This window comes from Methanobrevibacter millerae (assembly GCF_001477655.1).
GTDB lineage: Archaea > Methanobacteriota > Methanobacteria > Methanobacteriales > Methanobacteriaceae > Methanocatella > Methanocatella millerae_A.
This window is the reverse complement of record NZ_CP011266.1, coordinates 1,168,486-1,195,422: the sequence shown is the minus strand read 5'-3', so window position 1 is coordinate 1,195,422 and position 26,937 is coordinate 1,168,486. Positions and strand designations below refer to the sequence as shown.

Genomic DNA, 26,937 nt, shown 5'->3' with positions numbered 1-26,937 from the left:
TTTTTATTAACACCACAAAACTAAACCAAATTCTCTTTTTTAAAAAATTAGAAATAATCTTTCACTACTTCCAAAAGATTATCAATGATATAGTCAACTGCCTCATCACTTAATGTAGAATAAAGAGGAAGAGAAATCTCGTTTAAAAATAAATTATAGGCATTCGGATAATCTGCAATGTCGAATCCCAATTCTTTATATGCAGTCAGTAAAGGCAGCGGCTTGTAATGGACATTTGTACTTACTCCACGCTCACCCATCTTTGAAATAATCTCATTTCTTTTTTCCATATCAATATCTTCGATTCTAAGCAGATATAAATGTCCTGAAGATATTGAATTTTCAGTTTTATGGAATTGAGTGATAAATGGATATTCACTGAATGCTGCATCATATTTAGCTATGATTTCATGTCTTCTTTTTAAAAGACCATCATATCTGTTCAATTGTACTAAACCTATACTTGCCTGAATATCTGTCATGTTGCATTTATATCCAGGAATTAGAATATCATATTCCCATGATCCTGTAGTTTTTGCAAGAGCATCCTTAGTCTGGCCATGAAGTGAATAGATTTGATATTTTTTATATAGCTCATCATTGTCGATTCCTTCATGATTAATCCAAGTAACAGCTCCGCCTTCAGCAGTAGTCAAGTTTTTAACAGCATGGAATGAAAAACAAGTGAAATCAGCGAAAGTACCGGCTTTTTTATTATTCTTTTCAGCACCGAAACCGTGTGCACAATCTGCTATGACAATGATTCTATTAAATATTTTCTGTAAATCGGAATTTGGATTGAATAATTCCTTTTTATTTTCAACAACTTCAAAAATTTTATCATAATCACATAAAATCCCTGCAATATCAACTGGAATAATAGCTTTGGTCTTTTCACTTATAGCATCAGCCATTAAGTCATAGTCCATTTCAACATTATCCTTTTGACTGTCAACAATGACAGGTGTCGCTCCGACATGACAGATGACACTGCATGATGCAGTATATGTGTAAGCGGGAACAATAACTTCATCTCCTTTACCAATTCCCAAAATACGCAGGGTCATTTCTAGAGAAGTAGTAGCAGAACTCAAACATACAGTTTTTGCACTGTCACAATAAGAGGTAATGTCATTTTCAAATTTTTTGGTTTTTGGTCCTGTTGTTATCCATCCGGATTTTAATGTATCAATTACTTCATCTATCTCTGAATCTGAAATATCCGGTGGTGAAAATGGAATATTCATTTAAAACACCTTAATTTTCCATTTCACTTAAAATTCTTAAAATTTCATCTTTTGTTAAATGGTCTATTTCATTTGAATTATAAATGAAATCAGGATGTTTTTTATTTAATTCATCGCGGATGATGAATAAATCACCATTATCATAGGCAGTCAACATCTCATCAGAGGTCATTAGTTCCTCATATAACTTCTCACCAGGTCTTTTTCCAATGATTTTAACATCAATTTCTTCTGGATTATATCCGTATACCGGTGCATAAAACTCAATCATTGCATCGACCAAGTCGCTTAATTTGAATGCCGGCATTTTCAATATGAATATTTCTCCACCCTGAGATAGCATACCTGCCTGTAAAATAAGTTTTGATGCCTGATAGATATTCATTATAAATCTTGTCATATCTTCATCAGTAAGTGTGATTGGACCGCCTTGCTTTAATTGCTTTTTAAATAATGGAATAACTGATCCTCTTGAATTCAATACATTGCCGAATCTGACACAGGAGAATTTAGTTCCATCATCACTATATGCACTAGCTGCCATCATCAGTCTTTCAGCTAGGAATTTTGTAGCTCCCATAACATTTGCAGGATGGACTGCCTTATCAGTACTGATTAAAATAACCTTTTTAACATCACACAAAATAGCCATATCTATTACATTTTGAGTTCCCAAAACATTGGTCTTTACAGCATCGAGGGGATTATATTCACATAATGGAACATGTTTATATGCTGCTGCATGGAAAATAATGTCAATATCTTTAAATAAACTTTTTAATCTTTGTGAATCTTTAATATCTCCAACAAAAACCTTTATTTTAGAAGAATTTAAATCATTTTCTAAATTAAAGAGCTCTGTCTCGTTATTATCCAAAACCCTTATAACATCAACGTCATATTTGATTAATTCCTTAACAATTTTTTTACCTATTGACCCTGAGCCACCTGTTACAAGAACCTTTTTGTTTTTATAAAAATCACTATACATTCCAATCCCCTAAAAAAATATACTTAATTTTTCTTAATGATTATTAAAACAGTTTATTTTTTTATTTTCTAACCTCAATTGATTTAAAATATTTTTAAGATAGCAATAAAATATTAAATTTGAAAATATTATATAATATATTAATTTTTACAATATATAAACATATTTATTTTTTAAACTGAAATAAATAATCAAAAATATGAACAAAATACATAAAATACAAAAAAAATAAAAATAAAAATATTTAAAAAAAAATAAAATAAAAAATATTTAAAAAAAATACACAAATTTAAACATAAAAAAGTTAATACTAATTTATATGTTATAAGTTATCACCCCATAATGAAAAAAATTTATAATTTAACATCAGTCCATTTATTAAAAAAATATTATATCAAATGTTTAATTTAAAGTAAATAACATAGCTATTTTAAATAGAAAATTATATTTAAATTAATCATGAAAAACTGATCATTAAGAGAAATTATAAAATTTCAAAAAAAATTCTAAAATTCTAAAAATTCAAGTATTTATCTTAAAAAATCTATACATTATTATAGCAATACTGTTTGTGATATTATGAAAAGAAAAGAAATAGCATTATTCATGACTGTTGGAACTGGCAATAATTTCAATACAAATGAGGAAGGATTTAAAATTCAGGCCCGCAAATTATATTCAACCATAAATAAAATATATCCGAATTATGTGGTGTTTTTTGCATCAGATGAATCCGAAAAGACAATAAAACATATTGAAGAATTATTCAAACTTGACAATGACGAATTCATTCCTGATGAAGACTACAAAATATTCCAGATAACTGCCATCGATGACTTTAACTCCTGCTTTGAAACAATTGAATCTGCAGTCTGGGAACTGGACTATGAAGAAAACAGCAAAAAATATGAAATCATCATGGACTACACATTAGGAACCAAAACAATGTCTGCTGCAATGGCCAGCTGCGGTATGTTTTATAGCAAAGCCCTTATTTCTATTGGTGGAGACAGATCAACAGGAGAAGTTTCAGCAGGAACAGAAATCATCAATTATCAAAACCTCTACAAGATTTATGATAAATTTTCTTTAATGAGAATAAGAAATAACTTCAATTCAAACCGTTTCATGCAATGCATAGATATCCTTAATTATATTGTTGATTTGAATATTCACAAGGATTCACTATTAAATTTATGTAAAGCATACTATTCATGGGACAATATGGAATTTGAAAAAGCATACGATCATTTAACTAAAGTAAACACAAATCAAATCGAATTTGTTGAAATTAAAAAAGACATAAAGAAAAATCTTAATGCTTTAGGAAACATCGTAAAATCAAAATCAATAAACCTCAAGAACTGCTATATACTTGCCAGCTTGATTAATAATTCAATTAGAAAAGCAGAAGAGTACAAATATGATGATGCGATTGCTCGATTATATAGGTCATTTGAATTAATTGCACAAATCGAATTAACCAAATATAACATTAAAAGTTCAGATATTGATGTTTCCATACTTCAAGAAAATAATGTATCTGATGAATTCATCAAAGACCTAGAAAATACAAAGGAAGATGGAAAAATAAGAATAGGATTATCAAAAGACTTTTTATTACTTAACGAGCTAAACAATGACTTGGGAAAATATTATGTTGAAAATGAAAGTAAAATTAAAAATTTAACACAAAAAAGAAACAATTCAATTTTGGCTCATGGTCTAGAATCACAGACAAAAGAAGATTTTGATAGTTTTTTGGAAATAGTTATGATATTGGCACGCAAATTGGATAAGGACATGAACAAATTTATCAAAGAAACAAGATTTGCGAAATATGATATCAAATTAAAAATCAATGCAATTTAATGTGGAATAAACCACATTAAACTATTTTTTGAATTTCAAACCTGGTTTGAATGCATTGTCTATTTTTTCACCGGTTCTATAATATGAATGTGTAATGTCATCATAGGCCAAAGGGTCAAGCAGTTCAAAATCAATCTTATTTTTTTCATTCAAAACACTTTCATCGGCCTGAACATTAACAATTTCTCCAGTGATTTGTGTATGTGAACCAACTTCGGCAATATGCATTACCTTACACTCCAAAGATACTTTAAACTCATCTATTATTGGAGCATTTACCTTTTGAGCTTTACGATAATTGAAATTAATTTTTTCCAGTTTATTAGCATTATAACCTGATTCAATACCCAAATAATCAACTTCAACCATATGTTCTACACTTGGAAAAGCCAAACAAAACTCTTCACTATCCAAAATGCTTTTCAATGTTTTTCTTTTCAAAGTTGAATTAATAGCTATCATGACTGCAGGAGGATGGTGAGAACACATTGTGGCGAACGCTAGTGTACATGCATCAGCATTACCATCTTCATCATAGGCACTTGCAACAACAGCTGGAGCAGGATACATCATCGTATGCTTTTTAACGTTGATTTTCATTCAATCACCTACATTATTACTTATAATAATTTCAGAAACCTTGACATGTGAATTGATATATCTTTCGTCATTAGGTTCATTGTTTATAGTAAAAACCTTATTTTTACAGTGATGGGCACATCCTAAGCAGAATTCACAGTTATCCGCCAAAACGGGCTTTTCTTCTGTCAATATGATATTGGCTCTTGGACAGACTTTTACACAGATTCCGCAATTGATGCATCCTTCACCGACAATGATATGATATCTTTTAGTCATAATCTTTTCTAAAACTTTTTCAATATGAGGAATATCTGTAAAAGATTTCTTAAAAAGCCTGTACTCTTTTCTGGATTCAATATCATTTTTTATTATATCAATCTGTGCATCAATTTCAAAATCATCTTTAATATTTTTTTCTTGAACCATATCAAATATCGGCAAATAATTATCAACCATCAAAACAGAATTGGTATAATTAACATTAATTCCTTTCTTTTTTAATGTTTTTGCCATTATTTTCAATGCGTTTTGGTCGCCATCTGAACCGTATGAGCAAATCAAAAACAGGTAATCTGTCGTAATATTTACCTCTTTAAGGAATTCCCTAATCATTTTTGGAGATGTTGCATAATAAACAGGAAAGACAATACCCACGACATCGTCAAAAATGTTAAAATCTCTGTTTTTCATCAATTGTGGAATGCTTAGGAGTTCTCCACCAAGTCTTCTAGATATATATAGATTATTTCCTGTTGAAGTGAAATATAAAATTTTCATATTATACCATTAAAAAAAAGTATTTATTCGTAATAAATACTTTCAGGAGGATTATTTAAATCAACAACAGCCTTATTTTCAAGATTTTCAGGACCATATGGAGTATGTGTTGACAAATATACTGTAGGATTGTTTTTTACGAATTCACGTACTTTATCTAAAGTTTCCCTTGCCTTTTCAATATCTTCAAAAACAACAGACAACTTATTTTCATATAATGCCTCATCAGTATATGTGATATCTCCCTGGAACATATAGAATAATCCATCATTTTCCGCAATCACTAAACTGTTACCTGTAGTATGTCCAATAGCTTCAATGATATAGACTCCATCAACTATTTTTTGGGATTTCTCAAAGTTATGATATGCTCCATCGCTAAACGCTACAGGCTCTACATTGTCACCTTCGAGTTTCAATTCGGCTGCTTCAGTTTTTGAAAGATATATTTTGGCATTTGGAAACTGCTTTATCTCACCGGAGTGGTCAATATGCTTGTGGGTCAAGATAATTTTTGTAACATCTTCACATTCATAGCCTAATTCATTTAGTGAAGTTATATATTCAGTGAATTTGTCTCCCATGAATAATGGTGTTGATTCATCAGGTTCATTTATCGGAAAAGTTGCTGGAACACCAGTATCAACCAATATTACATCTTCTCCAGTATCAATCAAATAATTTTGAATGCTGGATCGATATAAAATAGAATCATCAAACTTGTCTGATCCCTCTTCACCACCAAAGGCAAAACTTTGCTTCATGAATCCATTTTCGATATTTTTAACCGCCTTGATTTCCATAATATCACGAAATTATTCAGTTAATGCCTGATCATTTATTAACAATTGGGTTAAGTAGTTTTGTTTTCCAATCATTTTGCATAAATCTAGTTGCTGCTCACTCCAGTACATGTCTTCCTCTTCATCCTTGAGATATACTTTCATTAAATCATAAGTTGTTGCATCAAAGATTCCGGAATCCATCATTTTATTTACAACTGCAATACCTTCAACAGATACTTTGTAATCTGCTTCAATGAATTCTACGATATCTGTGTAAATTGGTTTGGCTTCCTGTGCTTCCTGTTTGATTTCTCCACCTAAATCTAAAATACGATCCATGAACTGTTCAACAAAATCCATTTCTTCGGTTGCATGTGCAATATATTTGTCTCCTAATGATTGAAATCCTAATCCAGCAAATATTTTTGCTTGAATTCTGTGTCCAAATGAATTTGCAGATAATCCAGTTACAATAGCTTGTAATGCTTCAATAGTTTTTTCTTTATCAGCCATATTTTCACCTTTATAATTAAGACTTAAGATTCTAAAGTCTTAATACGAATTATATTTTGAATAATATATAAATTTTTTTAGGGATATCCTGATTTTTGAGAATATTCATACATGATTCTTTTGAACTTTTCTATGTCAACATCATCATACTTATCAAAAAAAGAAGCTTCCCATTCATAAATATCCTTTAAAACAGAAAAAACAATTAATTTTCCCTTTTCAGTTAAATTAAGAACTTTTTTACTTTTATTATTAGCATCACAAGTCCTAAAAATAAGTCCATTATTCTCCAGCCGCTTTACAATCTGTGCAACATTAGACTCTGAAACATATAAAAGTTCAGCGAGTTGCCTTTGGGAAACGTTTTGATGATAAAAAATATTGGATAAGTATGTGAAATCACGTGGCGTGATGTTTTTAAAATTTTCCTTTAGATACTTGTTGAATTGCAGATTGATATAGTCAGTATAAAGAATTATTGGAGTGAAATAGATTCTTTCCTCTTCAAAATTCAAATTTGACATGATTATCACTAAACATTAAATTACCCAATAATATTTTGTTGCAAATGATATGATAAATACAGCCATAAATGCTATCATGAATACCATCGCATACCTATCAAACTTAACTGCATCAAATGGAATCTTTTTAAACCATATTACAATTGGGAAAAGACAGAACAATGGAATGAAATACCTTGTGCTTATACCCAAATTGAAATAGCCGACACTTGCCCATGTCAGAAGCTGGATAAAGCAAGTTCCAACATATATTACAATAACAGTAAACAATGAACCCAATTTTGTTTTTAATTCAAATTTGACATTTCTTGGATAAGCCCATAATACAAAAGCCAAATATATTAAAAGAATTGCGGTTATAAAATGATACCTGTCAGCATAATGATGGAACTGATGAGCACCAAAGAAACTGAATACACCAGTCATCATATTAGGTATTTCAATGAAAACAATATTATAAAAGAATTTTGAAATACTTGAAGGATGATGAATAACATGATTAAACTGCATTGTTGAATTAATCAAGTTATGGGATGATCTCCATGAATGCAATAACGTTGGAGCTGAATACCTGCTCCACAATATTCCAATTACAGTGACTATCGCAATTGAAAGCAAAAGTATCGGCAAATTATGCTTCTTGTCCTTTTCAAATTTTTTGGAAGGAACAAATAACAACAATATTACAAATGCAAGATAAGGCAGTTTACAAAGTCCCAATAACAGACAGATGATACTGAATACAGCAATATTTTTTATTGTGAGAGAATTGTCCTGTGCTCTGCACATGTAAATAAAATAAGATATGATTAATATACTCAAACCTATAATCATACAGTCTATACTTGAGGATGATGCCTGATACATTGAAATTGGGATACATGCTACTGCAAGCAATGGTAACTTTAAAGCAGGAGTCTTTTTAATAGCAAAAGAAACAATACCTGCATAAAATATCAAATTACACATTCTTGCAAGCCATAAGACCCAAATTATATTCAAATCAAGGAATTTTGCAAGAAATATTCCTATTGCTTGAGGTAAATAACCAAAGAAGGGGTTTTGCTCAAATGCAGATTCAATAATCAAATCCCCATTATTTATTTTATCCATATCATGACTTGTCTGAAAAACCGTTTTTCCAAGGCTATCTGAAAAAAATTTATACGACTTAAACGAATGAAAACCAGCACCCGCATTTTTTTCACTGCTGATTCTTTCTCCTTCAGTATGATTATACAGTCCTTCTACACCCATTTCCTCACCAGTCCAATGAGGAATGATTACACCCTGAGAAGTAATTTCTGCTCTCGCCAAATGCTCTATTTCATCACTTACATCACAAATAGGAAGAATAAGTGTAGCCATAATACCAAATATCAGAATAATGACAAATGCAACCTTGTAAAATTCCTCATCGCTATCATGCAGAAAATAAAAAACAATAGAAAAGACACCTAATATTGCAACAAGAGCAAATGTTAATAGGACAAAATGCTGATTTAAAACATCATATCTGTTCATTGTGGTGATGCCTAAAACTATAATCAAAACAAGATATATTAACCAATATTTCTTCGATTTGAAAAGCATATCCTTATAATCATTAAATGTAGATTTAATTTCAAAATTAGCCAGACTACCCATAAATTTCCCTCATCAATAAACCTTATAAATTTGTATATCTTTTTGTATATTTAAATATTCGTTAAATTTGTCTAATTTTCATTGAAAAAACTTTTAATAATATTTTGTTGTAAATGCTAAAATTAATGTTGCCATAAATACTATAATTAAAATAATAGAATACTTGTCAAATTTAGACTTATCTAAATCAAAATAATTCCTACCGATTATAATAGGAATCAGTGCAATCAAGGGAATGAAATATCTTGTATTTATGCCTAATCCAGTATATCCTACTCCTGCCCAGGTCAATAGCTGAACAAAACATGTACCGACATAAACAATAAGTAAAACAAGCAAACTTCCCAGTCTTATTTTTTTACCAAATTTATTATTCTCAGGATAGAATATCAAAATTGCAATTAGGAACAAAAGCAATACTACAAAAATGAAATAATAGGTATTTGCATAATGATTAGCGCTTCCGGCACTGAAGAAGTTGAATATTCCATAAACCATCCACGCCAAGTCCGTTGTGAATATCTGGCTAATGAATTTCCATGCAAACATAGGATGATGAATGAAATAAGAAACCTGTTCTGCTGAGTTAACATAATTGAGTTTAGATCTCCATGAATGCATTAATGTAGGAGTGGAGTATCTACTCCATAAAACACCGCAAACCGCAACGATTGAAATTGATGCCAATGATGCTGGCAAGGCCTTTTTAAATGCGAAATTATCCCTTGGAACAAACAACAGTAAAAATATGAATGCCAGATAAGTCAATTTACAAAGACCCAGCAGCAGACAGATTACAGTAAAAATCACCATATCCTTTATTTCTATAGAATCCTTCTCCGCTTTAATCATATATATGAAATATGCTATGGCAAGTATGCCCAATCCAATAATCATCGAATCAATGCTGACTGATGCGGCCTGATAAATGGTAATGGGAATGCATGCTACAGCAAGCAACGGCATTTTCAAAACAGGAGTTTTTCGAATGGCCAGTGAAATCAAACATGCATAGCATACAAGATTGCCGATTCTTCCAAGCCATAATATCCATATTACATTCAAGTCCAAAAGCTTTGCTATAAGAATTCCTATGGCCTGTGGAAGATATCCGAAAAATGGATTCTGTTCAAAGGCAGATCCATCAATCAAAGGTCTGTAATCAATCTTGTCAGTATCACCCTCAACATCAAAAACCGTTTTTTCACGATTGTCATTGAAAAACATATGACTTTGAATCGTTTGAAAACCAACATTATTATTTTTCACATTGCTGTATTTTCCTTCATCTGAATGATTATACAACCTGTCTATGCCTACTTCATCGCCTGTCCAATGAGGAACCAAAACTCCCTGAGAGGTAATTTCCGCTCTTGTAAGATGTTCAACTTCATCACTTACATCACAAATCGGAACAATCAATGCTGCAGTAATTCCAAACAATAGTATTATGACAAAGGCAACCTTATACAAATCATTTTCATCGCTATGGGAAAAATAAAAAAGAATTGAAAAGATTCCCATTACAGCAACAATAATAAACATAATTATTTCAAAAGTAGGATCGGAAAAATTCCTTTTAGAAACTGTGGAAAGACCAAGTATAGCTATTAAAATCAGATATATTAACAAATATTTCTTAGATTTGAAAAAAATGTCCTTCAATTCGTGAAAATTATCATTATTCATTATAAAAACCTAAAATAAGAATTATTTATTTTTTTGTTTAATCTGATTAATGTTAAATGGTTTTCAAGCTGCGCATTATTCTGCTTTTTAATAACATGCAAAACAACTCCGGTGAAGAATGTGACTGCAGCCACCATCACAACAGTTGAAACAACAATCAATGTAGGAATCTTTAAAACATAACCGTAATAGCGGTACCTCAAATAAATCGGGACAAAGTACACTGCTGCTATAAACAATAGAATTAATGATGCAGTTGTAAAGAAGAAAAAGGGCCTCTTATCTCGAACCAATGTATAAATCATTCTAAGAACTTTATATCCATCCCTGTAGGTATTCAGTTTTGATTCGCTTCCCTCTACACGGTCACGATAATCAATTGGGATTTCCTCTATTGAAAAATTATTCATCAATGCAAAAACACTCATTTCAGTTTCAATTTCAAATTCTTTTGATACTATAGGAAATGATTTTACAAAGTCATAACTGAATGCTCTCATTCCGGTCATGATATCCTTCAGTTCACTTTTAAAGAATAAATTAATCAGCCATCTGACCATTTTATTACCAATATTATGGAATGGACGGTCATTCTCCTCAAAGTATGTTGAAGACAGTCTATCTCCAATAACCATATCAGCATTCTTTTCCAAAACAAGTCTTTCAAATTCGACTGCAGATTCAGCAGGATAAGTGTCATCACCGTCAACCATGATATAACAGTCTGCATCAATGTCTCTAAACATTGATCGAACAACATTACCTTTTCCTTGTTTAAATTCATATCTAACGATAGCTCCGTTTTCTTCAGCTATTTTATCAGTGCCATCTGTTGAATTGTTGTCATAAACATAAATATCGGCATGCGGCATTACTTTTTTAAAATCACAAACAACCTTTTTGATAGTTTTAGATTCATTATAACAAGGAATTAATATTGCAGTTTTCATAATTTACACTATAAAGTTTTATTAACACTATATTTTATTTTTTAAATATATAAAATTAATGTAGATATATTTAAATCATTAGAAATTTAGGCTCACTAAAAAAGTGAAAATGTCATATAATTTAAATAATATTTTGTCGCAAATGAAATAATCATCACTGCCAAAAATACTGTAATCAGTATAATCGAATATTTATCAAAAACCTCTTTTTCAATAGGATTATACTTTATCCATATTGCAATCGGAATTAAACCAAGCAATGGAATGAAATACCTTAAGCTTAATCCTAAATTAAATTGACCAATGAATGCCCATGTCAGCAACTGAATGAAACATGTAGCTATATAAATGATAATTATCAAAGCGAATGTACCTACTCTTGTTTTTAATTCAAATTTGACCTTTTTCGGATAAGCAAGTAATATTGTTGCTAAAAATGCAAGTAAAGGAAAAAGTACAAGATAATATTTGTCGGTATAGTGATCCATAACTTGACGTGCCCCGAAGAAACTGAATACTCCATTAGCCAAATGCCTTAAATCACGTGTGAATATAATTTTAAAGAAATTTATACCATGCTTAGGATTATCCATCAAATATTGAATCTGCAGAGTTGAGTTGACCAGATTACGTGACCCCCTCCATGAATGCAGTAGGGTAGGTGATGAATATCTGCTCCATAACATACCTATAACAGCAGTTACTGCTATTGAAATAAATATCATAGGAATGACAGTTTTTTTATCATTTTGATAATTTTTAAAAGGAACAAGCAACAAAAGAAAGATAAATGCCAAATATGTCAGCTTACAAAGTCCCAAAATAATACAGATTACAGTGAAAATAATAATGTCCTTTGATGTGAGAGAATTTTCCTCTGCTTGCGTCATGTAAATAAAATAAGCAATGGAATAAATTCCCAAAGCAATTATCATGCAGTCTATACTTACTGAAGATGCCTGATATATTGAAATTGGAATACATGCAACAGCAAGCAAAGGCATCTTTAAAACAGGAGTCTTTTTAATTGCAAGAGAAATAACTCCCGCATAAAAAACTAAATTAAACATTCTTGGAAGCCACAGCATCCAAATTACATTTAAATCAAAAATTTTTGCAAGAAAAATTCCAATAGCCTGAGGCAAATAACCAAAAAATGGATTCTGTTCAAAGGCAGACTCAACCAGATAAGGAGTATTATTTATTTTATCCGTGTCATGCCCTGTTTCAATCACAGTCCCTCCAAGGTTCTCCTGGAAAAACTTCATGGATTGAATTGTATAAAATCCTGCACCATAATTACGTGCAGTGCTATACACTTGTCCTTCTGTATGATTGAATAATCCTTCAACACCCAATTCCTCACCTGTCCAATGAGGAATTAAGATACCTCTTGAAGTAATTTCAGCACGTGTGAGATGCTCTGATTCATCGCTGACATCACAAATAGGAACTATCAGAGAACATACTAATCCAAAAGACAGTATTATAACAAATGCTACTTTATATAACTCTTCATCACTACTATGGAGAAAATAAAAGACAATGCAGAAAATACCTAAAAGTGCAACGACTAAAAAAGTCAATATCAAAAATTTGGGAGTGAAAATAATTCTACCATAAATAGTTGACAGTCCCATTACAAAAATCAAAACCAAATAGATTAACAGGTATTTCTTTGACTGAAAAAGCATATCCTTATAATCATTTAAAGTGCCTTTTAAATCAAAATCATCAAAATAGTTCATTTTTCTCCCCAAAAAAATATATCATATAATATTTTATTTTAGGGTATATTTATTCTTATGTGAAAAATTAAAAAATAATAAAATTTAATATTTATTTCAAAAAATTTTTCCATGATTCAGTTTGAAGAACACTCTTTTTGCTGATTTCCTCTAGCTTTAAAAATAGTTTCCAAGGCATTGATAATGTCAAATATTCATCAGGAATGAAATGTCTGGTTTTTGACCTGCCTGCCAAATCTATAGGTCCCAAAATTGGTACAGGATCATCACTTTCATCCTGCTTGAAAACAAAATTTCCTATTGACTGGCAAGCTGAAGCCTGAGGTGTTAAAAGACATGCGTTGTCTGTTCTAAAGGAAGTGTTTAATTGAATCAAAACTGTTAGTTCCAAAGGATTTAAAGTAAATATCACTGATTTAGGATCTTCCCCATCTTTTAAGTTTTCAATACTTTTAAAAATCACATACTGACCCTCATCATAAATCGGCCTATTTTTAATGTTGGTTATTGCTGTTTCAAAGTCAGAGTATATCCTTTCCCCTTCCAGAAACATTTCGCTTACATGAGACATCTTTTCCAAACGGGCCTCATAGGATTTCTTATTAGGAGCGGATTCAAGCCCGCATGAAAGAAATGTAGCCTGAAAATCCATATCTTCTGATGTTGAAAATCCATCACCCCATCCAAATCCAGTAGCGATTCCACCACAGGAAATATTTTCTCTTCCAAAGCATGTCGTTACTCTTTTAGCTATTGTTTGAGCAACAAAACTCATTACACACCCTCCTTTTCCAGGTTTAGGTCCTTTTGCATCTTCCGGCCTTTCATCAGATTTCAAAAGAACAATAGGTGGGAACCTTAAATTCAATTCATTAGAAATATAACTTTCCATTTTAATAACCCCAATTATAATTTTGTTTAATCATGATAAAAAAAGATTACTAATTATTATAAAATTTTAAATGTAAAATTATTGCATTTTTTCTTGAATCAGCAATCTTCATGAATAGTTTTATCATGAAAATAGTCAGAAAATATTTTTGACACATATATCCTTGCAGATAATGGAATGTATAATGTATCGCAAACACCTTCAAAATCACTCATCGTATCATCCCCATTAATATTTAATATTTTTAGAAAAATTATTATTGGAGATAGATAACATACTTTAAAAATAATGATTTTTCAACAAATAATACATATATGAAAAACACCATCCATTATTTTACGTTTTTTAAAGAAGATAATGAAATAAAAAATAAGAATTTTAATTAAATTAAATGCATGAAAGTAATATACATGAAAAACTAAAAAGTATAACATGGAAATTTCAAAAGAACAGATTGAAAAAATTCATAAAGTGCTGAATAGGGTTTCGCCTGTTGACTATGACTGCGGAAAACTCTGCGGTGAAATCTGCTGCCTATATGATGATGAAGACTATTCTAACGATGATTTGCTAATATATCTGCTTCCAGGTGAAGAACTGCTCTATGAAAACAGCGAATCATTTGAACTAAAACATTTCAGCATTAAAGAAATTGACTATCCATATTCCTGGAAAGACGGAGTATATACTGTAAAATGTCTTAATCCGCCTAACTGCCAGCGCGAAATAAGACCGATTCAGTGCAGAACATTTCCATTGATACCGCATATAGACACTGACAATCACTTTTATCTTATCTTTGACGATAGCGAGTATCCATATGAATGTCCACTAATCAAGGACAATATTCCTTTAAATGAAGAATTCATTAATCAAACATACAAAGTATGGAGATTTTTGCTTAAAAATAAATTAATATATGATTTGGTGGATATGGATTCAAGAAAAAGAGAAAACAAAAAAATAAAATATAAAAAAATTAAATGAGGAAAATATTATCCTCATTATCTGATATTAATTTTATTAGCTATTCTGGCAGTACCGTATTCAGATGTAATGATATATTCACCAGGCATTAGATTAATGTTTAACCTAGCGTATCCGTCATCATCAGTTACTTTTTGATAGAATACACCATTAATATTAAATGTAATGTTTTGGTTTGGATATGCATTACCCTGACCATCAAGTACTTTTACTTCAAACTTAGTTCCATCCCTATATGACATTGTAACATCACGTGCAGAAAGAACAGGCAATATCTTGATATTATTTGAATATCTCAAACCGTTATATTCAGCAGTAATAATATAATCTCCAGGAATTAAGTTCAAGTTCATCTTTGCATAACCTGATTCATTGGTAACCCTATTATAGAATACACCATTAATGTTAAATGAAACTGTTACACCGGATTTAGGTTTACCGTCATCACCGAGGATCTTCACAATATATTGGGTGTCATTTCTGTAGTATTTAACTACATCCTTACCTTCAAATATTGTTAGAACGGTAACTATATTAGAATACATTTCTCCATTAACAGGGTTGGTTGCGGTAATGACATATCTTCCAGGAATAAGGTTGATGTTCATTTTAGCATAACCGTTGGCATCAGTGGTCCTTTCATAGAATACACCATTGATGTTATATTTGATTTTGGTATTTGTTAAGGCTTTGCCGTCTTTTCCAACAAATTTAGCATAATATTGAGTTCCATTCTTATAATGTTTGGTAATGTCATTACCTGAAATGGTTGGCTTGACGATAATTGTATTTTCAACGAATGCAAATTCATTGCTTGCATCTCCAGGGAAACATGCCATTACATCATGAGTTCCTGAATTCAAGTTAATAGCAATGGATGCCTCACCATTTTCATTGGTTGTTCTTGTGTAAATAATTCCGGAAATTAATATATAAATTTCTTTATTGGCTAATGCTTTACCAGCAGAGTCCATTAATTTAACACCATATCTGGTACCATCCTTGAAATACATTTCAATATCTCTTGTCTGTAATTGTGTAGTTGACTCATTATTGAATGCACATATTATACCATTGGTTGTGCTGGAATCATAATATTTATTCTCTCCGGCATATGATGATTCAACCTTATGATATCCGTTGGCTAAACCTGAAAGTGTCAAGGAAACTATTCCTTTAGCATCAGTTGTTTTTGTATATTTTTTACCGTCCGCAGTAATAGTAACTGTTTTTCCGGACAATACATTGCCGTTTACATCACTTAAAGTAACTTGATAATTTGCACTTTGGGAAGGGTCTTTTAAAACAACATTATTTCCTTTCAATTGGGTTTTAACCTTACCTTCAACAACATTGACACTTTTTGATCCTCCGAAATTAGAACTGGATACTGTGACAGTAACAGGACCCGCAGGACCAGTATACTGACTGGTTCCAACATTATTTTTAATAATAACATTTGAAGGATTGAAGTTTGGACTTGCAGAAACACCATACATAGGCATTTCACCACCTAAATTAGTGAAACTGTTAGTTTTGAATCTAACAACTTCAGTATTAGTATTCTGTTTAATTTCAGACGGAATAGTGAAGTCAATCACAACCCAATTCCTAATCCTTGATACATCATAATTATGGATATTATTCTGTGAAACCTTATTTTGAGAATTCCAGTAATTATACTCTAAACTATTTATAGAACTTTGATATGATTCAATATCAGAACCTGTTTTTGAAGCATAATTATTTTTGAAAATATTGTAGTTACCTGCAAATGCAGTATTTTCTAAAAATATTGCTCCACCATATTGAGCAGAATTACTCTCATACAAAGCACCTTGAGTATTTAAAACTGAATTCTGCATATAAATAGCTCCACCACTGCTGGAAGCCTTATTGTTTGAAAAATAGTTATGATTTCCTAAAATCAACTCTTTTACATTATTAGCCCTAATAGCTCCACCAGTACTTGAAGCGGTATTTGAATCAAATACATTTTCACCTAAAATATCAACACGGGTTGAATCTTTCAAAAGCAATGCACCACCTAAAGGTGCACTATTTGATTTGAAATTATTAAATCCTTTAATAGTCATAGATGCTGAATCTAAATATATTGCTCCCCCAGCATTTGATGCAGTGTTGGAATTAAATGCATTTTTAGAATTAATATCTGATGTACCATGGAATATATATAATACTCCAGCAATATTATTAGCGGAATTTGATTCAAACGTATTCTCACCATATAAATTAAATCTTTTTACCAAATGATTGGAAATTGCACCACCCATACCAGTAACTTTATTGTTTATAAATTCATTTTTTCCAGAAATTGTAGTGATTGAATCAAAACTACTATCAATTGCTCCACCCCTAACAGCAGAGTTTGATTTGAATGTATTAACTCCGGATAAAGTAAAAGTACCATTTTCATTATTAATTGCACCACCTTTACCTTCACCACCTGTTAATTTATTATTAATGAAAGAATTTACACCATCCATAGAAAGTGTAGCTTGATGGTTAAAAATAGCTCCACCATCAAATGTTGCTTGGTTATTATTAAAAATAGTCTCTCCTGTGATGGTCATTTTAGATCCTCCAAATACATTTAAAATAGCCCCACCTTTACCTTCATTATGAATTAAAGCTTGATTACTATTAAAAGTATTTTTTCCAGACATAGTTAATTCAGAGTAATAATTATAAATTGCTCCTGCATCAATAGTTGCCTGATTATTGGAAAATACATTTGTACCCAAAATAGTAGTTTTTCCAACATCACAAGAAATTGCACCACCCTGTGTAGCACGATTATTTTCAAAAGTACAATCCATAATAGTTAATTTACCATGATAATTTAAAATTGCTCCTCCAGGACCATCTAAATTTCCATTTTTCAACTTTAAATTTTTTAATGTCAATTCTCCTCCATAAATACTAAAAATTCGCCCCAAATTATTTGCATTAATTGTATGACCATTTCCATCAATTGTCACATTTTTTTCAATTGATAAGTCACTATTACTTGGAGATCGTGTAATATCCCCATTTAATATAATATAATTATCACTCTTCACATAATGAGATAATTGTGAAAAATCACCAGAACCAACATCAATAATATTCACATTATCTTTTAACACAGCATTATTTTGTGTTTCATTAACATCCATTGCACTAACAAATGACATGGATAAAATAATAGAAAAAATAATGCATACTAAAAAAATATTTTTTTCATGTTATCTCTCCCAACTATATTTAAATAGTATAATTAATAATATGATTATTATATTATATAAAAATAATACTTAACATGTGTTAATTAATTTTTTTATTTTAGGGAAAAAAACATATAGCAAATTATAATTTAATTAATTGAATATTATTCAATTAACTTATTTTTTTAACCTAATCTTTCCCAATACTAAAAATATAATCTCTAATAGTGAAATTTTTATTTGAATTTTTTTTATATATGCTTATAGCACCGCAAATTGATATAACCTCAAATAATGCAAAAATTCCCTGACATGCAACAGTATAAAATTTCATAGGTCCACTATTTATATCAATCCAACTACAGAACCAACCAATTGCAAAAATTTCCAATAAAAATGTTGCAAGCAATAAAAATTCAAATCCAATAATAGCATTTATTTTCCTATTTTTAAAATTATTTTTAAATTGAATAAATACTGAATAAATAAATGATATGCAGGACAATACTACAACCAAATAAGAGATAATCTGATAAAATTTAATATCTAATTTCATTAACTTTAATGATAAATTTTCAGCAAATGTTGGTTTATTTAAATCTTCAGCTGTAACTAACTTTTCGTTTAATACTTTTTCAGTATGTTTAGTATTATTATTTGTAATAACCTGAGAAGAATCTGAAATAGGTACACTTTCAATAGTTATATCTTTATAAAATATACAACTTTTAATTCCTGAACTTATATATGGTTTTAGATTTAATATTTCATTAATGGATTTTCCATTAGCATTTGAAGTAATAAATATTTTATCAGATTTATTAAGACTACCATTATCAAAAGCAGTATTTAATTCAGAATTAACCTTTTTAAAGAAATCATCAGCTTGTTTTTCATTATTGAATAGACCCGCTTCATTTAAAGAATCCCTTAAACTCCATGATACATGGTCACCAGGTATCGGATTTTGAACCATATTACCATTCGCCCAAGTACTATGGAGCCATTTTTCCAATAAATCCGGCCGTGATTGTAGGGTAGGTGAAGCATTCCAGGCTTTTTCAATTGTAGAAAAAGGAACCCAAATCTTATTAGTTTTATTATTATCATCAATTTTAAGCAAAATCTGCCAAAATTCACCAAGTTCACCATCAGTTCGGGTATTAATTTCATCTATTCCAAAATAGTGCATATTAACTTCCTTGTATGCTAATGTAGAAACTCCAAAAATCAGTATAGGAATAATTAATATTAATAAATATTTAAAATTAATCTTTGATCTAAATTTATAACAATGAAAGACAATTAATGCGAAAATACTTACTAACAGTATAGGAAGTGTTAAAATACCATCTTCCTTAATATAAAAATTAAATGTAAAAATTAAACCTAATAAAATAGACAAAATTAAAAGTCTTTTATTATCAGTATCATTTAAAGAATTCAAAATAAATATAAACAACATAGATAACATTATTATAATCATTGGAGCCATAATAGCATTTCTATATACTCTTGTTCCAGAAGAACTATCAAAAGCAATAGGTAAAAATACAATGAAAATAAATGATAAAACCAATAATAATTTATTTTTATTTAAAAATTTATAAATAGCATAAACAATCAATAAACCACAAACAATCCATAGGATAGATAAATAAAAAGTATATGGTATATTTGATATATTTACAACATATAAAAATAAAGAATAAGAAATATCCTTAGTTAATGAAAGAATATTCCAATTCATAAAATGATTAAATAAATTAGAATAATCAATCAACAATAAATCATCTTGAATTGAATTAATAAAAAACCATAGTCCTAAATTATTTCCAATAAAAATTCTTAATAGAGAAACTAAAGAAATTATTATTATAAAAATATAATTAGAATTTAAATTAATTTTCTTATTCATTGTATCATTTTATTTCATTACTTAAATCATGAACTCTTATAATATTAAATTTATTATTAATAATATATAAACATAAGAACTATAATCAATCAATCCCTGTCAAGATATATGTTTATTAATAAATAATTAATGGAAAATTCTATCAATGACTCTACCTAAAACATGACCAACAATGAATGTTGGAATTGCAAATACTATTCCAAAGATTAAACCAACAAATAATGCAACAACAATATTTTGAGTAAACAAAGATATTGCAAAGGAAAAAATGAAAAATGCACTGAACACTACAATAGTTGCGCATTTTGTCTTAGCAAGCCTTAACTCACCAGTACGTTCATCATGCTTATACATTAATTTAGCTTTAATAGAATTTTCAGAAGGTATAGGATAAGACTGTCTCTTTTTAACAACCTTAAACTTATCATTTAAAACATCATCATGTTTTTTGGAATCTTTTTTACCTTCCATTTCAAGATTTACACCACATTCCTTGCAGAATGTAGCGCCATACTCGTTTTCAAATCCGCAATTATAGCATTTCATAATTATTCAATCAAGTCCTTGTTTCCGGTTTCAAGCTTGTCTACAACTTTCTGACCTTCATCAGCCATGTTACTGAACATCATTATTGTCTCTTTCATTTTAGGAAGGGACTGTTGTTTGTAATTGCTTACTTCCTCAATAGCTTGAAGAGCTTCTGCAAATGAATTTTGAAGAATTTGAGGATCTATCATTGCTTCAGCACTGGACTTTTGAATTTCAGCACCCTGTTCGCGAAGCATGTGAGATGTGGATTCTATGATATTTCCAGTTGTCTCATTCAGGATGTTGATTTTATCCATTACAATCTTTTGATCGTACAATGCGCTTGCAACCATTACTCCAGTTCTTAATGCAGTTACAGTTACATTTTTTGCACGGTGCACTCCGCGAATCAGTTCCTTATTGTTTCTTCTAATTACATTTAAAGAAACTATACCCTGCTGGTTGATTACAATCATCTGCTGCATGTCCATGATTCTTTGCCTTAACGGGAAGAGAACTTCTTCTTTTACAAATGATATCTTTTCCGGGTCAACGCCGTCAATTTCTGCCTTTTGTATTTGCATTTCAATTGATTCATCCATCTGTTTTCCAAGTTCAATATCTGCCATGAGTTTTTTTGTAACTTCCCTTAAATAATTCTCTTCTGCAACAAGGGTTGTATTGTCATTTTGAAGTACTTTACTGCTGTTGTCAAGTGAAGCAATAATCTGGGAAATAGCTGTTTCAGCTTTTTGATATCTTGAGAAGTATTTTCTGACCGGATTGAAGAGATCTCCGAAAACACCTTTTTTAGTGAAATCCACTTTGCTTGGATCCAAATCCTTCATTTGAAGATTAAGTTCTGATAATTTATCACCAATATTTTCAGATTCAGTTCCTCCTTTTTCCAAATCAATGAAACGGGTACTTAAGAGTTTATTTCTTTGTGAAGATCTTGCCATATCATTTAAACCAAAATCCTCTAAAGGCTTCATGATATTTTCCCTTTCAGTAGGATTGTTTAAATCAGCATCAAATATAGCAACAGCATTATTTTCAGCCTGGCTTTTAAGATTTGAATTTTCCAGTTTTACCTGTTCTTTCTTAAGAGTATCATTTACTTCATTTTCTATTTCATCAATGTTAAGTGAAAATTCAGCCATTTTTATACCTCATATAAACTAGTATAATATTATATATGGTGTGGTTAGTTTTTAAATATATGTATCAAAAATGTTATTAATCATATTTTTTAACGGAATCTATAAGATTTTTCATATCATCAAACAGATTCTCTACATCCACATTGCTTTTTTTATCGGAACTTAAATTAATAATTAGCTCATTTGTCAAATCATCAATCTGAGAGATTATGGCTTTCATGTTACTAATCTTGCTTTCAAGCTCAGTATTGATTCTTGGAGTTTCCCTTGATGTTAATTGAATAATATTTAATGCAGAGTCAAATTGACTGTTGAAAACCTTACTGCAATTTTTTACTGAATCCATAAACTTGTCGTATGTAATTTGGGGTGGTGTGAAGGACTTTTCAATGAGATTGACAACAACCTTTTCTTTTGCATCATATTCAGTTTTTAAAGTTTTTATCTCCTCTTCATATCTTTTAAGCGAACTTGGAACTATAATTACTTCAGGCTCTTCAACTTCCTTTGGAGGAACAGTCTTATTGGAATTCTGTTTAATCAAATAGCGCAATCTCGTTTCAAGGCCTTCTTCACTTACAATATTTAATTTTATTTCTTCCTTAAGCTGATTTTTAATATGTTCGCCTACTGAAATATCAATATTATTAGCCTTTAAAATGGCCTTATATTCATCGCTCAATATGATTCCGCCGGTTAAATCTTCCAGCTTCTGTTCAGCAGGAGTTTTTGAAAACATTCCCATTTTACATACACCATTACATTTTATGTTTTTACTATGATTTAAAATTAATTAATGAATGAAATCTGCTCATCAGTGATTAGTTTATAATGAATCAAATCACCCGAATCCAAATCCTCACTCATCAGTTTTACGGCTGTAATCTGACTGTTGTTATATGTTCTGTAATAGAGAACAGAATCAGCAGTATTGTAGCATGAAGTGTAGATTGTATATTCATACAAATCAGGATCTGCGATGAATGTGCAGCCGTTTTGCTGTTCGACAGATCCTAAAATATGGAAAAACTGGGAAACACTTTCCTCTTCACTGTCACCAGAATAGGAATTTGCCCTTGTAAATGCAACCTTTGCAAATCTGGATGAAGATGACAAGTCTCCAGGCAGGCCTATTGCACCCATTCCTCTAGAATATTCATCCAAATCAAAGGAATCTGAAAATGTATTTTCAGGATTTTTATTGGACAGGCTTCTGTAATCATTTAATGAGAACATTTGCTTATCGAATGGAGGATTGTTGGTTAAAACACCAACAGGATTATCATATACCTTAAGCCCATCTTCCATAGGTTCAACAACTATAGCTCCGCTTTCATCAGATATCATCCAGTGAAGCGGAGATAACGGCAATTCGTCTGAAAAATTAATGTTGACAAGATTAATATTTTTCAATGCTTCCTTTACTTCTGTGACTGTTGAGAAATTTCCCAATAGATATGGAATGAATTCAAATGGAGTGATGTTTATCATACCTTTCTTTTCATCCAAGTATTTCGCATTTCCAGCAAAGTTCAAACCGGCTATTGAAAGGCCATTTTCATTACAGGCATCATAATATAGAGGATATGCATCTACTCCTGCAGCTACGCCAATCATTGCATAATGTGAATCGATGCTGTCAATCAGCTTGAAATCAAACTTATAATTTCGCGGAGCAATCGTTACCTTTTCATTGTATGAAATTTCATAGTCGAAGTTTCGGCCAAAATAATGTTTTTTTGTTATATAATTACTGGCAGTACACATTTAAATCACCTATTCTAATTTAAGGAGCTTTGCAGCATTTTCATATAGAATCATTGATCTTTCTTCATCTGTTAAATCAATCCTGTTAAAGTATTCCATTTCAGAAACCGAATCCCACATCGGATAGTCTGTTCCCCATAAAACCTTATCTGTTCCATATGCATGAATCAGTTCATTTGCAGTTTCAGCAGATAGTGCATATAGACTTGAGCTTAAATCAACATATAGATTTTGTCTGCCTGCCAGCTGTCTTGTCGCATCTTCCCACATGCTCCATCCCGCAAAATGGGCACCAATTACAGTTAACTCAGGAAAATTATCCAAAAATGGAATTAATTGTTCTGGATTGGAATAATTGTATCTGAAATCACCACAATGTATCAATAATGGAACATCGCCTGCAGCTATTACCTCACCTAAATCAAAAGCCTTTTTTTCATTTAATGCAAATAGCTGAAAATCAGGATGGAGCTTAACGCCCTTAAGGCCCAAGTCACACAAATAATTAAAGTCACCTTCGATATCATCACTGTCTGGATGCAGAGTTCCAAAACCTGTGAACAATCCATTGTGTGATTTTACTTCATAACTAATGAATTCATTGATGGATTTTACCTGTTTAGGTGTGGTTGCAACGGAATGAACTAGATAATGAACAACACCTACTTTACTACCATCTTTTATCAAATCATCAGTCCTGCCGTTTAAAGACATGTTTAAATCATAAAAATTTTTTATTCCTTCAACAGCTTTTGATGCTATTTTTTCAGGATATATATGACAATGTGAATTGATTACTTTCTGCATTAAACTATCACCTTTTTAAACTAAATAACATTTTATAATTTGGATTTTTTAGGTAAAATAGTTTAGCAAAAATTAAAAAAATAGAAAAAAATAAAAAAAGAATTAAAACTTAAAGAATTCTCTTGTCCAGTTAATGTTATGTTTAACATCCTGAACCTTCATTTCATAAGATGCATCAATTTCCCCATAGTCCTTTTCTAAAATTTTACGTTTTTGTTCAACATCTAAACTAGTATCCTTTAGCTGAGAGTATAAGAAAATTTCCTTGTTAATTTCATCAAGCTTTTCTTCAAGCTTTTTTCTTTCCTTATTAGCTTGGTCGAGTTTATTATTTAAATAAGCAGCTTCCTGTTGATATGACTTTTCTTTAATTTCAAAAAGCATATCAATAGCACTTCCTACATCAATATCATTATTCTGTAAGATTTCAACTTTTTTAAGTTGTTCTTCTGTAAGTTCAATTTCAATTTTAGTCATATTATCACTTAAAAAAATTAAAATGAATGAATATTAATCCATTCATGTAGTTTCTTCAGAATCTACCTCATCGAAATCAACTTTTTCACCGAATATTCTTAATCCAAAGAACAATACAACTGTTGCAATTGGGATTGAAATAAACCAAGGAACACCTAGACCAGCAGGGATGTATCCTATAAGAATAGCTACGGCTGCAACGAACAATGCATAGTAAATTTGCGTTTGAACGTGATTAATATGGTTACAGCTGGATCCCATGGACGAGAGAATTGTTGTATCTGAAATAGGTGAACAGTGATCCCCGAAGATTGCTCCAGTGAGTACTCCACTGGTACATACAATAGTGAATGTCATGTCCGGACAGACTGCCCATGCAAGAGGAATGGCTAATGGCATCAAAATACTCATTGTACCGTATGCTGTACCTGTTGCAAATGAAATCAGTGCACCTAATATGAAGATTAAACTTGGCAATATGAATGCTGGAATAGCACCTTTTAGGACTCCAACAAGATAGTCTGCTGTTCCGACTTCACCGATTACTGCACCTAATGACCATGCAAGAAGCAATATTACACCGGTGATAACTATTGTTTTCATACCTCCAATCCATTCGGATATGGCATCTTCAATAGTTAATATTTTTTGAGCGACTGCCATTACAATAGCTACAATAGATGCAAGTAATGCTGCTTGGAATAAAGCAACAGAAGCGTCAGATGCTGCAAGTGCTTCAAAAATACCGTTAAATGATAATGGAGCAGTGTGCATCAGATGGATTAAAGCCTGGTCCTCTCCACCCAATATTGCAGTGTATCCGCTCCAGTAAAATGCAATCAATGCACCGATAATCAATGTTCCGATAGGAATGATTGCATTCCAGATAGATAACTTAATGCCTTCAACAGGTTTGACTTCATCAAATCCTGGTGCTGAAGGTTCAATGACCTTTTCACCGGTTTTTCTTTTACGAGCTTTTTTCTCTGCATCTTTCATCGGTCCGAATTCATATAATGTCAATGCTGAAATAACAATGAATATTAAAATGAATATGTTATAGAACCTGTATGGGATTGTCTGCAAGAATATTCCAAAACCTGTAACGTTTGTCATACCGATTGACTGGAATCCTGATGCAATCAAACTAATTTCCAAACCGATCCAGGTAGAAATAATAGCAAGACCTGCAATAGGAGCTGCGGTTGCATCAACAATAAATGCCAATTTTTCTCTTGAAACTTTGAGTTTATCCATAACAGGCCTCATGATAGGACCAATAATCAATGAATTAGCGTAATCATCAAAGAAAACACATAATCCTAAAAACCATGTAATAAGTTGAGCTTTACGAGGTGTGTTTGCACGTTTGGAAAAAGTATTTGCCAATGCCTGTGCACCACCCATTTTAGTGATTAACTGTATTACACCACCAATAAGTAAACATTGAAGGATAATACCTGCATTCCATGGATCAGCCATACATGAAATAACCTGCTGACCAATTCCTAAAAATGCATTGACTGCAGATGAAACAATGTTCAAATCAGTTACACATAGCATAAACTCTCCAACAAAAACACCAACAAACAACGATAGAACAGTTTCTTTAGTAATAAAAGCCAATGCTATCGCAACAAGAGGAGGTAATAATGTTAAAATTCCAAAACGAACAGAATTATCTCCTTCTGGCATCTGTGTAATAATTAAAGACAACACAAATAATCCGATAATAGCAATAGCCGTTACTAAACCTAATTTCGCATTGTGATTTAAATTCATAATTTCACACCATTTTCTCTATAATAATATATTCAATAATCAAAAAAATTCCCTATAAAAAATA

Annotated in this window: 23 protein-coding genes; 2 read left to right on the top strand and 21 right to left on the bottom strand. The window is 30.8% G+C overall.

Going from position 1 to position 26,937, the window contains the following annotated elements; translation table 11 throughout:
- Nucleotides 1-47 precede the first annotated feature (47 nt).
- Both SM9_RS05325 and SM9_RS05320 read right to left on the bottom strand, forming a co-directional pair.
- Entirely contained in the window at nucleotides 48-1,247 is a 1,200-nt protein-coding gene (locus tag SM9_RS05325) for a DegT/DnrJ/EryC1/StrS family aminotransferase (RefSeq protein ID WP_058739153.1), read from the bottom strand.
- Nucleotides 1,248-1,257: 10 nt separating this feature from the next.
- Entirely contained in the window at nucleotides 1,258-2,238 is a 981-nt protein-coding gene (locus SM9_RS05320; RefSeq protein WP_058739152.1) for a UDP-N-acetylglucosamine 4,6-dehydratase family protein, read from the bottom strand.
- 579 nt (nucleotides 2,239-2,817) lie between these two features.
- Here SM9_RS05320 and SM9_RS05315 point away from each other — a divergent pair.
- Entirely contained in the window at nucleotides 2,818-4,110 is a 1,293-nt protein-coding gene (locus tag SM9_RS05315; RefSeq protein ID WP_058739151.1) for a TIGR02710 family CRISPR-associated CARF protein, read from the top strand.
- A gap of 21 nt (nucleotides 4,111-4,131) precedes the next feature.
- Here the strand turns inward: SM9_RS05315 and SM9_RS05310 are convergent, their stop codons facing one another.
- The 10 genes from SM9_RS05310 to SM9_RS05265 form a co-directional block, all read right to left on the bottom strand.
- Nucleotides 4,132-4,710 carry a flavin reductase family protein gene (locus tag SM9_RS05310; RefSeq protein ID WP_058739150.1) on the bottom strand — a complete coding sequence of 193 codons (579 nt, stop codon included), beginning with the start codon at nucleotides 4,708-4,710 and terminating at the stop codon, nucleotides 4,132-4,134.
- Complete coding sequence (locus SM9_RS05305; protein ID WP_058739149.1) at nucleotides 4,711-5,469, bottom strand: EFR1 family ferrodoxin; 759 nt, start codon at nucleotides 5,467-5,469, stop codon at nucleotides 4,711-4,713.
- A gap of 23 nt (nucleotides 5,470-5,492) precedes the next feature.
- On the bottom strand, nucleotides 5,493-6,272 hold the full coding sequence (locus SM9_RS05300; protein WP_058739148.1) for an MBL fold metallo-hydrolase: 780 nt from the start codon (nucleotides 6,270-6,272) through the stop codon (nucleotides 5,493-5,495).
- Between the two features lie 12 nt (nucleotides 6,273-6,284).
- Nucleotides 6,285-6,767 (bottom strand): ferritin-like domain-containing protein, encoded by a 483-nt coding sequence (locus tag SM9_RS05295; protein ID WP_058739147.1) that lies wholly within the window; start codon nucleotides 6,765-6,767, stop codon nucleotides 6,285-6,287.
- 77 nt (nucleotides 6,768-6,844) lie between these two features.
- The gene (locus SM9_RS05290) at nucleotides 6,845-7,291 is read right to left on the bottom strand and encodes a MarR family winged helix-turn-helix transcriptional regulator (RefSeq protein ID WP_058739146.1); all 447 of its coding nucleotides are present in this window, start codon (nucleotides 7,289-7,291) and stop codon (nucleotides 6,845-6,847) included.
- 15 nt (nucleotides 7,292-7,306) lie between these two features.
- The gene (locus SM9_RS05285; RefSeq protein ID WP_058739145.1) at nucleotides 7,307-8,938 is read right to left on the bottom strand and encodes a DUF2142 domain-containing protein; all 1,632 of its coding nucleotides are present in this window, start codon (nucleotides 8,936-8,938) and stop codon (nucleotides 7,307-7,309) included.
- Nucleotides 8,939-9,031: 93 nt separating this feature from the next.
- Complete coding sequence (locus tag SM9_RS05280; RefSeq protein ID WP_058739144.1) at nucleotides 9,032-10,627, bottom strand: DUF2142 domain-containing protein; 1,596 nt, start codon at nucleotides 10,625-10,627, stop codon at nucleotides 9,032-9,034.
- Nucleotides 10,627-11,577 carry a glycosyltransferase family 2 protein gene (locus SM9_RS05275; RefSeq protein WP_058739143.1) on the bottom strand — a complete coding sequence of 317 codons (951 nt, stop codon included), beginning with the start codon at nucleotides 11,575-11,577 and terminating at the stop codon, nucleotides 10,627-10,629. Before SM9_RS05275 ends, SM9_RS05280 begins: the two co-directional genes overlap by 1 nt.
- A 95-nt stretch (nucleotides 11,578-11,672) precedes the next feature.
- The gene (locus SM9_RS05270) at nucleotides 11,673-13,325 is read right to left on the bottom strand and encodes a DUF2142 domain-containing protein (protein ID WP_058739142.1); all 1,653 of its coding nucleotides are present in this window, start codon (nucleotides 13,323-13,325) and stop codon (nucleotides 11,673-11,675) included.
- A 91-nt stretch (nucleotides 13,326-13,416) separates the two neighbouring features.
- Nucleotides 13,417-14,217: a DUF169 domain-containing protein gene (locus SM9_RS05265; protein WP_058739141.1), complete on the bottom strand. Its 801-nt coding sequence runs from the start codon at nucleotides 14,215-14,217 to the stop codon at nucleotides 13,417-13,419.
- Nucleotides 14,218-14,649: 432 nt separating this feature from the next.
- On the opposite strand from SM9_RS05265, the gene SM9_RS05260 reads away from it, so the two are divergent.
- The gene (locus SM9_RS05260) at nucleotides 14,650-15,204 is read left to right on the top strand and encodes a hypothetical protein (protein ID WP_058739140.1); all 555 of its coding nucleotides are present in this window, start codon (nucleotides 14,650-14,652) and stop codon (nucleotides 15,202-15,204) included.
- Nucleotides 15,205-15,221: 17 nt separating this feature from the next.
- Here the strand turns inward: SM9_RS05260 and SM9_RS05255 are convergent, their stop codons facing one another.
- From SM9_RS05255 to SM9_RS05215, 9 genes are all read right to left on the bottom strand, one after another.
- Complete coding sequence (locus SM9_RS05255; protein ID WP_058739139.1) at nucleotides 15,222-18,401, bottom strand: Ig-like domain-containing protein; 3,180 nt, start codon at nucleotides 18,399-18,401, stop codon at nucleotides 15,222-15,224.
- Between the two features lie 220 nt (nucleotides 18,402-18,621).
- Nucleotides 18,622-20,058 (bottom strand): hypothetical protein, encoded by a 1,437-nt coding sequence (locus SM9_RS05250; RefSeq protein WP_157064664.1) that lies wholly within the window; start codon nucleotides 20,056-20,058, stop codon nucleotides 18,622-18,624.
- A gap of 417 nt (nucleotides 20,059-20,475) precedes the next feature.
- Entirely contained in the window at nucleotides 20,476-20,895 is a 420-nt protein-coding gene (locus SM9_RS05245; protein ID WP_058739137.1) for a zinc ribbon domain-containing protein, read from the bottom strand.
- Nucleotides 20,896-20,897: 2 nt separating this feature from the next.
- Entirely contained in the window at nucleotides 20,898-22,040 is a 1,143-nt protein-coding gene (locus SM9_RS05240) for a toxic anion resistance protein (protein WP_058739136.1), read from the bottom strand.
- Between the two features lie 76 nt (nucleotides 22,041-22,116).
- Nucleotides 22,117-22,785 (bottom strand): hypothetical protein, encoded by a 669-nt coding sequence (locus tag SM9_RS05235; protein ID WP_058739135.1) that lies wholly within the window; start codon nucleotides 22,783-22,785, stop codon nucleotides 22,117-22,119.
- Between the two features lie 44 nt (nucleotides 22,786-22,829).
- Nucleotides 22,830-23,807 carry a choloylglycine hydrolase gene (gene bsh, locus SM9_RS05230; protein WP_058739134.1) on the bottom strand — a complete coding sequence of 326 codons (978 nt, stop codon included), beginning with the start codon at nucleotides 23,805-23,807 and terminating at the stop codon, nucleotides 22,830-22,832.
- Between the two features lie 9 nt (nucleotides 23,808-23,816).
- Nucleotides 23,817-24,614, bottom strand: a complete 798-nt coding sequence (locus tag SM9_RS05225) for an amidohydrolase family protein (protein WP_058739133.1) — start codon at nucleotides 24,612-24,614, stop codon at nucleotides 23,817-23,819.
- 102 nt (nucleotides 24,615-24,716) lie between these two features.
- Nucleotides 24,717-25,091 (bottom strand): hypothetical protein, encoded by a 375-nt coding sequence (locus SM9_RS05220; RefSeq protein WP_058739132.1) that lies wholly within the window; start codon nucleotides 25,089-25,091, stop codon nucleotides 24,717-24,719.
- 42 nt (nucleotides 25,092-25,133) lie between these two features.
- Nucleotides 25,134-26,873, bottom strand: a complete 1,740-nt coding sequence (locus SM9_RS05215; RefSeq protein ID WP_058739131.1) for a Na+/H+ antiporter NhaC family protein — start codon at nucleotides 26,871-26,873, stop codon at nucleotides 25,134-25,136.
- Between the last annotated feature and the right edge of the window lie 64 nt (nucleotides 26,874-26,937).

Excerpts from the sequence above, each read along its gene's own strand:
- SM9_RS05305 (WP_058739149.1), bottom strand. The coding sequence starts at position 5,469 with ATGAAAATTTTATATTTCACTTCAACAGGAAATAATCTATATATATCT.
- SM9_RS05215 (WP_058739131.1), bottom strand. The coding sequence starts at position 26,873 with ATGAATTTAAATCACAATGCGAAATTAGGTTTAGTAACGGCTATTGCT.
- SM9_RS05260 (WP_058739140.1), top strand. The coding sequence starts at position 14,650 with ATGGAAATTTCAAAAGAACAGATTGAAAAAATTCATAAAGTGCTGAAT.
- SM9_RS05240 (WP_058739136.1), bottom strand. The coding sequence starts at position 22,040 with ATGGCTGAATTTTCACTTAACATTGATGAAATAGAAAATGAAGTAAAT.
- SM9_RS05220 (WP_058739132.1), bottom strand. The coding sequence starts at position 25,091 with ATGACTAAAATTGAAATTGAACTTACAGAAGAACAACTTAAAAAAGTT.
- SM9_RS05280 (WP_058739144.1), bottom strand. The coding sequence starts at position 10,627 with ATGAATAATGATAATTTTCACGAATTGAAGGACATTTTTTTCAAATCT.
- SM9_RS05315 (WP_058739151.1), top strand. The coding sequence starts at position 2,818 with ATGAAAAGAAAAGAAATAGCATTATTCATGACTGTTGGAACTGGCAAT.
- SM9_RS05275 (WP_058739143.1), bottom strand. The coding sequence starts at position 11,577 with ATGAAAACTGCAATATTAATTCCTTGTTATAATGAATCTAAAACTATC.
- SM9_RS05255 (WP_058739139.1), bottom strand. The coding sequence starts at position 18,401 with ATGTCATTTGTTAGTGCAATGGATGTTAATGAAACACAAAATAATGCT.
- SM9_RS05325 (WP_058739153.1), bottom strand. The coding sequence starts at position 1,247 with ATGAATATTCCATTTTCACCACCGGATATTTCAGATTCAGAGATAGAT.
- SM9_RS05310 (WP_058739150.1), bottom strand. The coding sequence starts at position 4,710 with ATGAAAATCAACGTTAAAAAGCATACGATGATGTATCCTGCTCCAGCT.
- SM9_RS05270 (WP_058739142.1), bottom strand. The coding sequence starts at position 13,325 with ATGAACTATTTTGATGATTTTGATTTAAAAGGCACTTTAAATGATTAT.
- SM9_RS05285 (WP_058739145.1), bottom strand. The coding sequence starts at position 8,938 with ATGGGTAGTCTGGCTAATTTTGAAATTAAATCTACATTTAATGATTAT.
- bsh (WP_058739134.1), bottom strand. The coding sequence starts at position 23,807 with ATGTGTACTGCCAGTAATTATATAACAAAAAAACATTATTTTGGCCGA.
- SM9_RS05320 (WP_058739152.1), bottom strand. The coding sequence starts at position 2,238 with ATGTATAGTGATTTTTATAAAAACAAAAAGGTTCTTGTAACAGGTGGC.
- SM9_RS05245 (WP_058739137.1), bottom strand. The coding sequence starts at position 20,895 with ATGAAATGCTATAATTGCGGATTTGAAAACGAGTATGGCGCTACATTC.
- SM9_RS05300 (WP_058739148.1), bottom strand. The coding sequence starts at position 6,272 with ATGGAAATCAAGGCGGTTAAAAATATCGAAAATGGATTCATGAAGCAA.
- SM9_RS05235 (WP_058739135.1), bottom strand. The coding sequence starts at position 22,785 with ATGGGAATGTTTTCAAAAACTCCTGCTGAACAGAAGCTGGAAGATTTA.
- SM9_RS05265 (WP_058739141.1), bottom strand. The coding sequence starts at position 14,217 with ATGGAAAGTTATATTTCTAATGAATTGAATTTAAGGTTCCCACCTATT.
- SM9_RS05290 (WP_058739146.1), bottom strand. The coding sequence starts at position 7,291 with ATGTCAAATTTGAATTTTGAAGAGGAAAGAATCTATTTCACTCCAATA.
- SM9_RS05295 (WP_058739147.1), bottom strand. The coding sequence starts at position 6,767 with ATGGCTGATAAAGAAAAAACTATTGAAGCATTACAAGCTATTGTAACT.
- SM9_RS05225 (WP_058739133.1), bottom strand. The coding sequence starts at position 24,614 with ATGCAGAAAGTAATCAATTCACATTGTCATATATATCCTGAAAAAATA.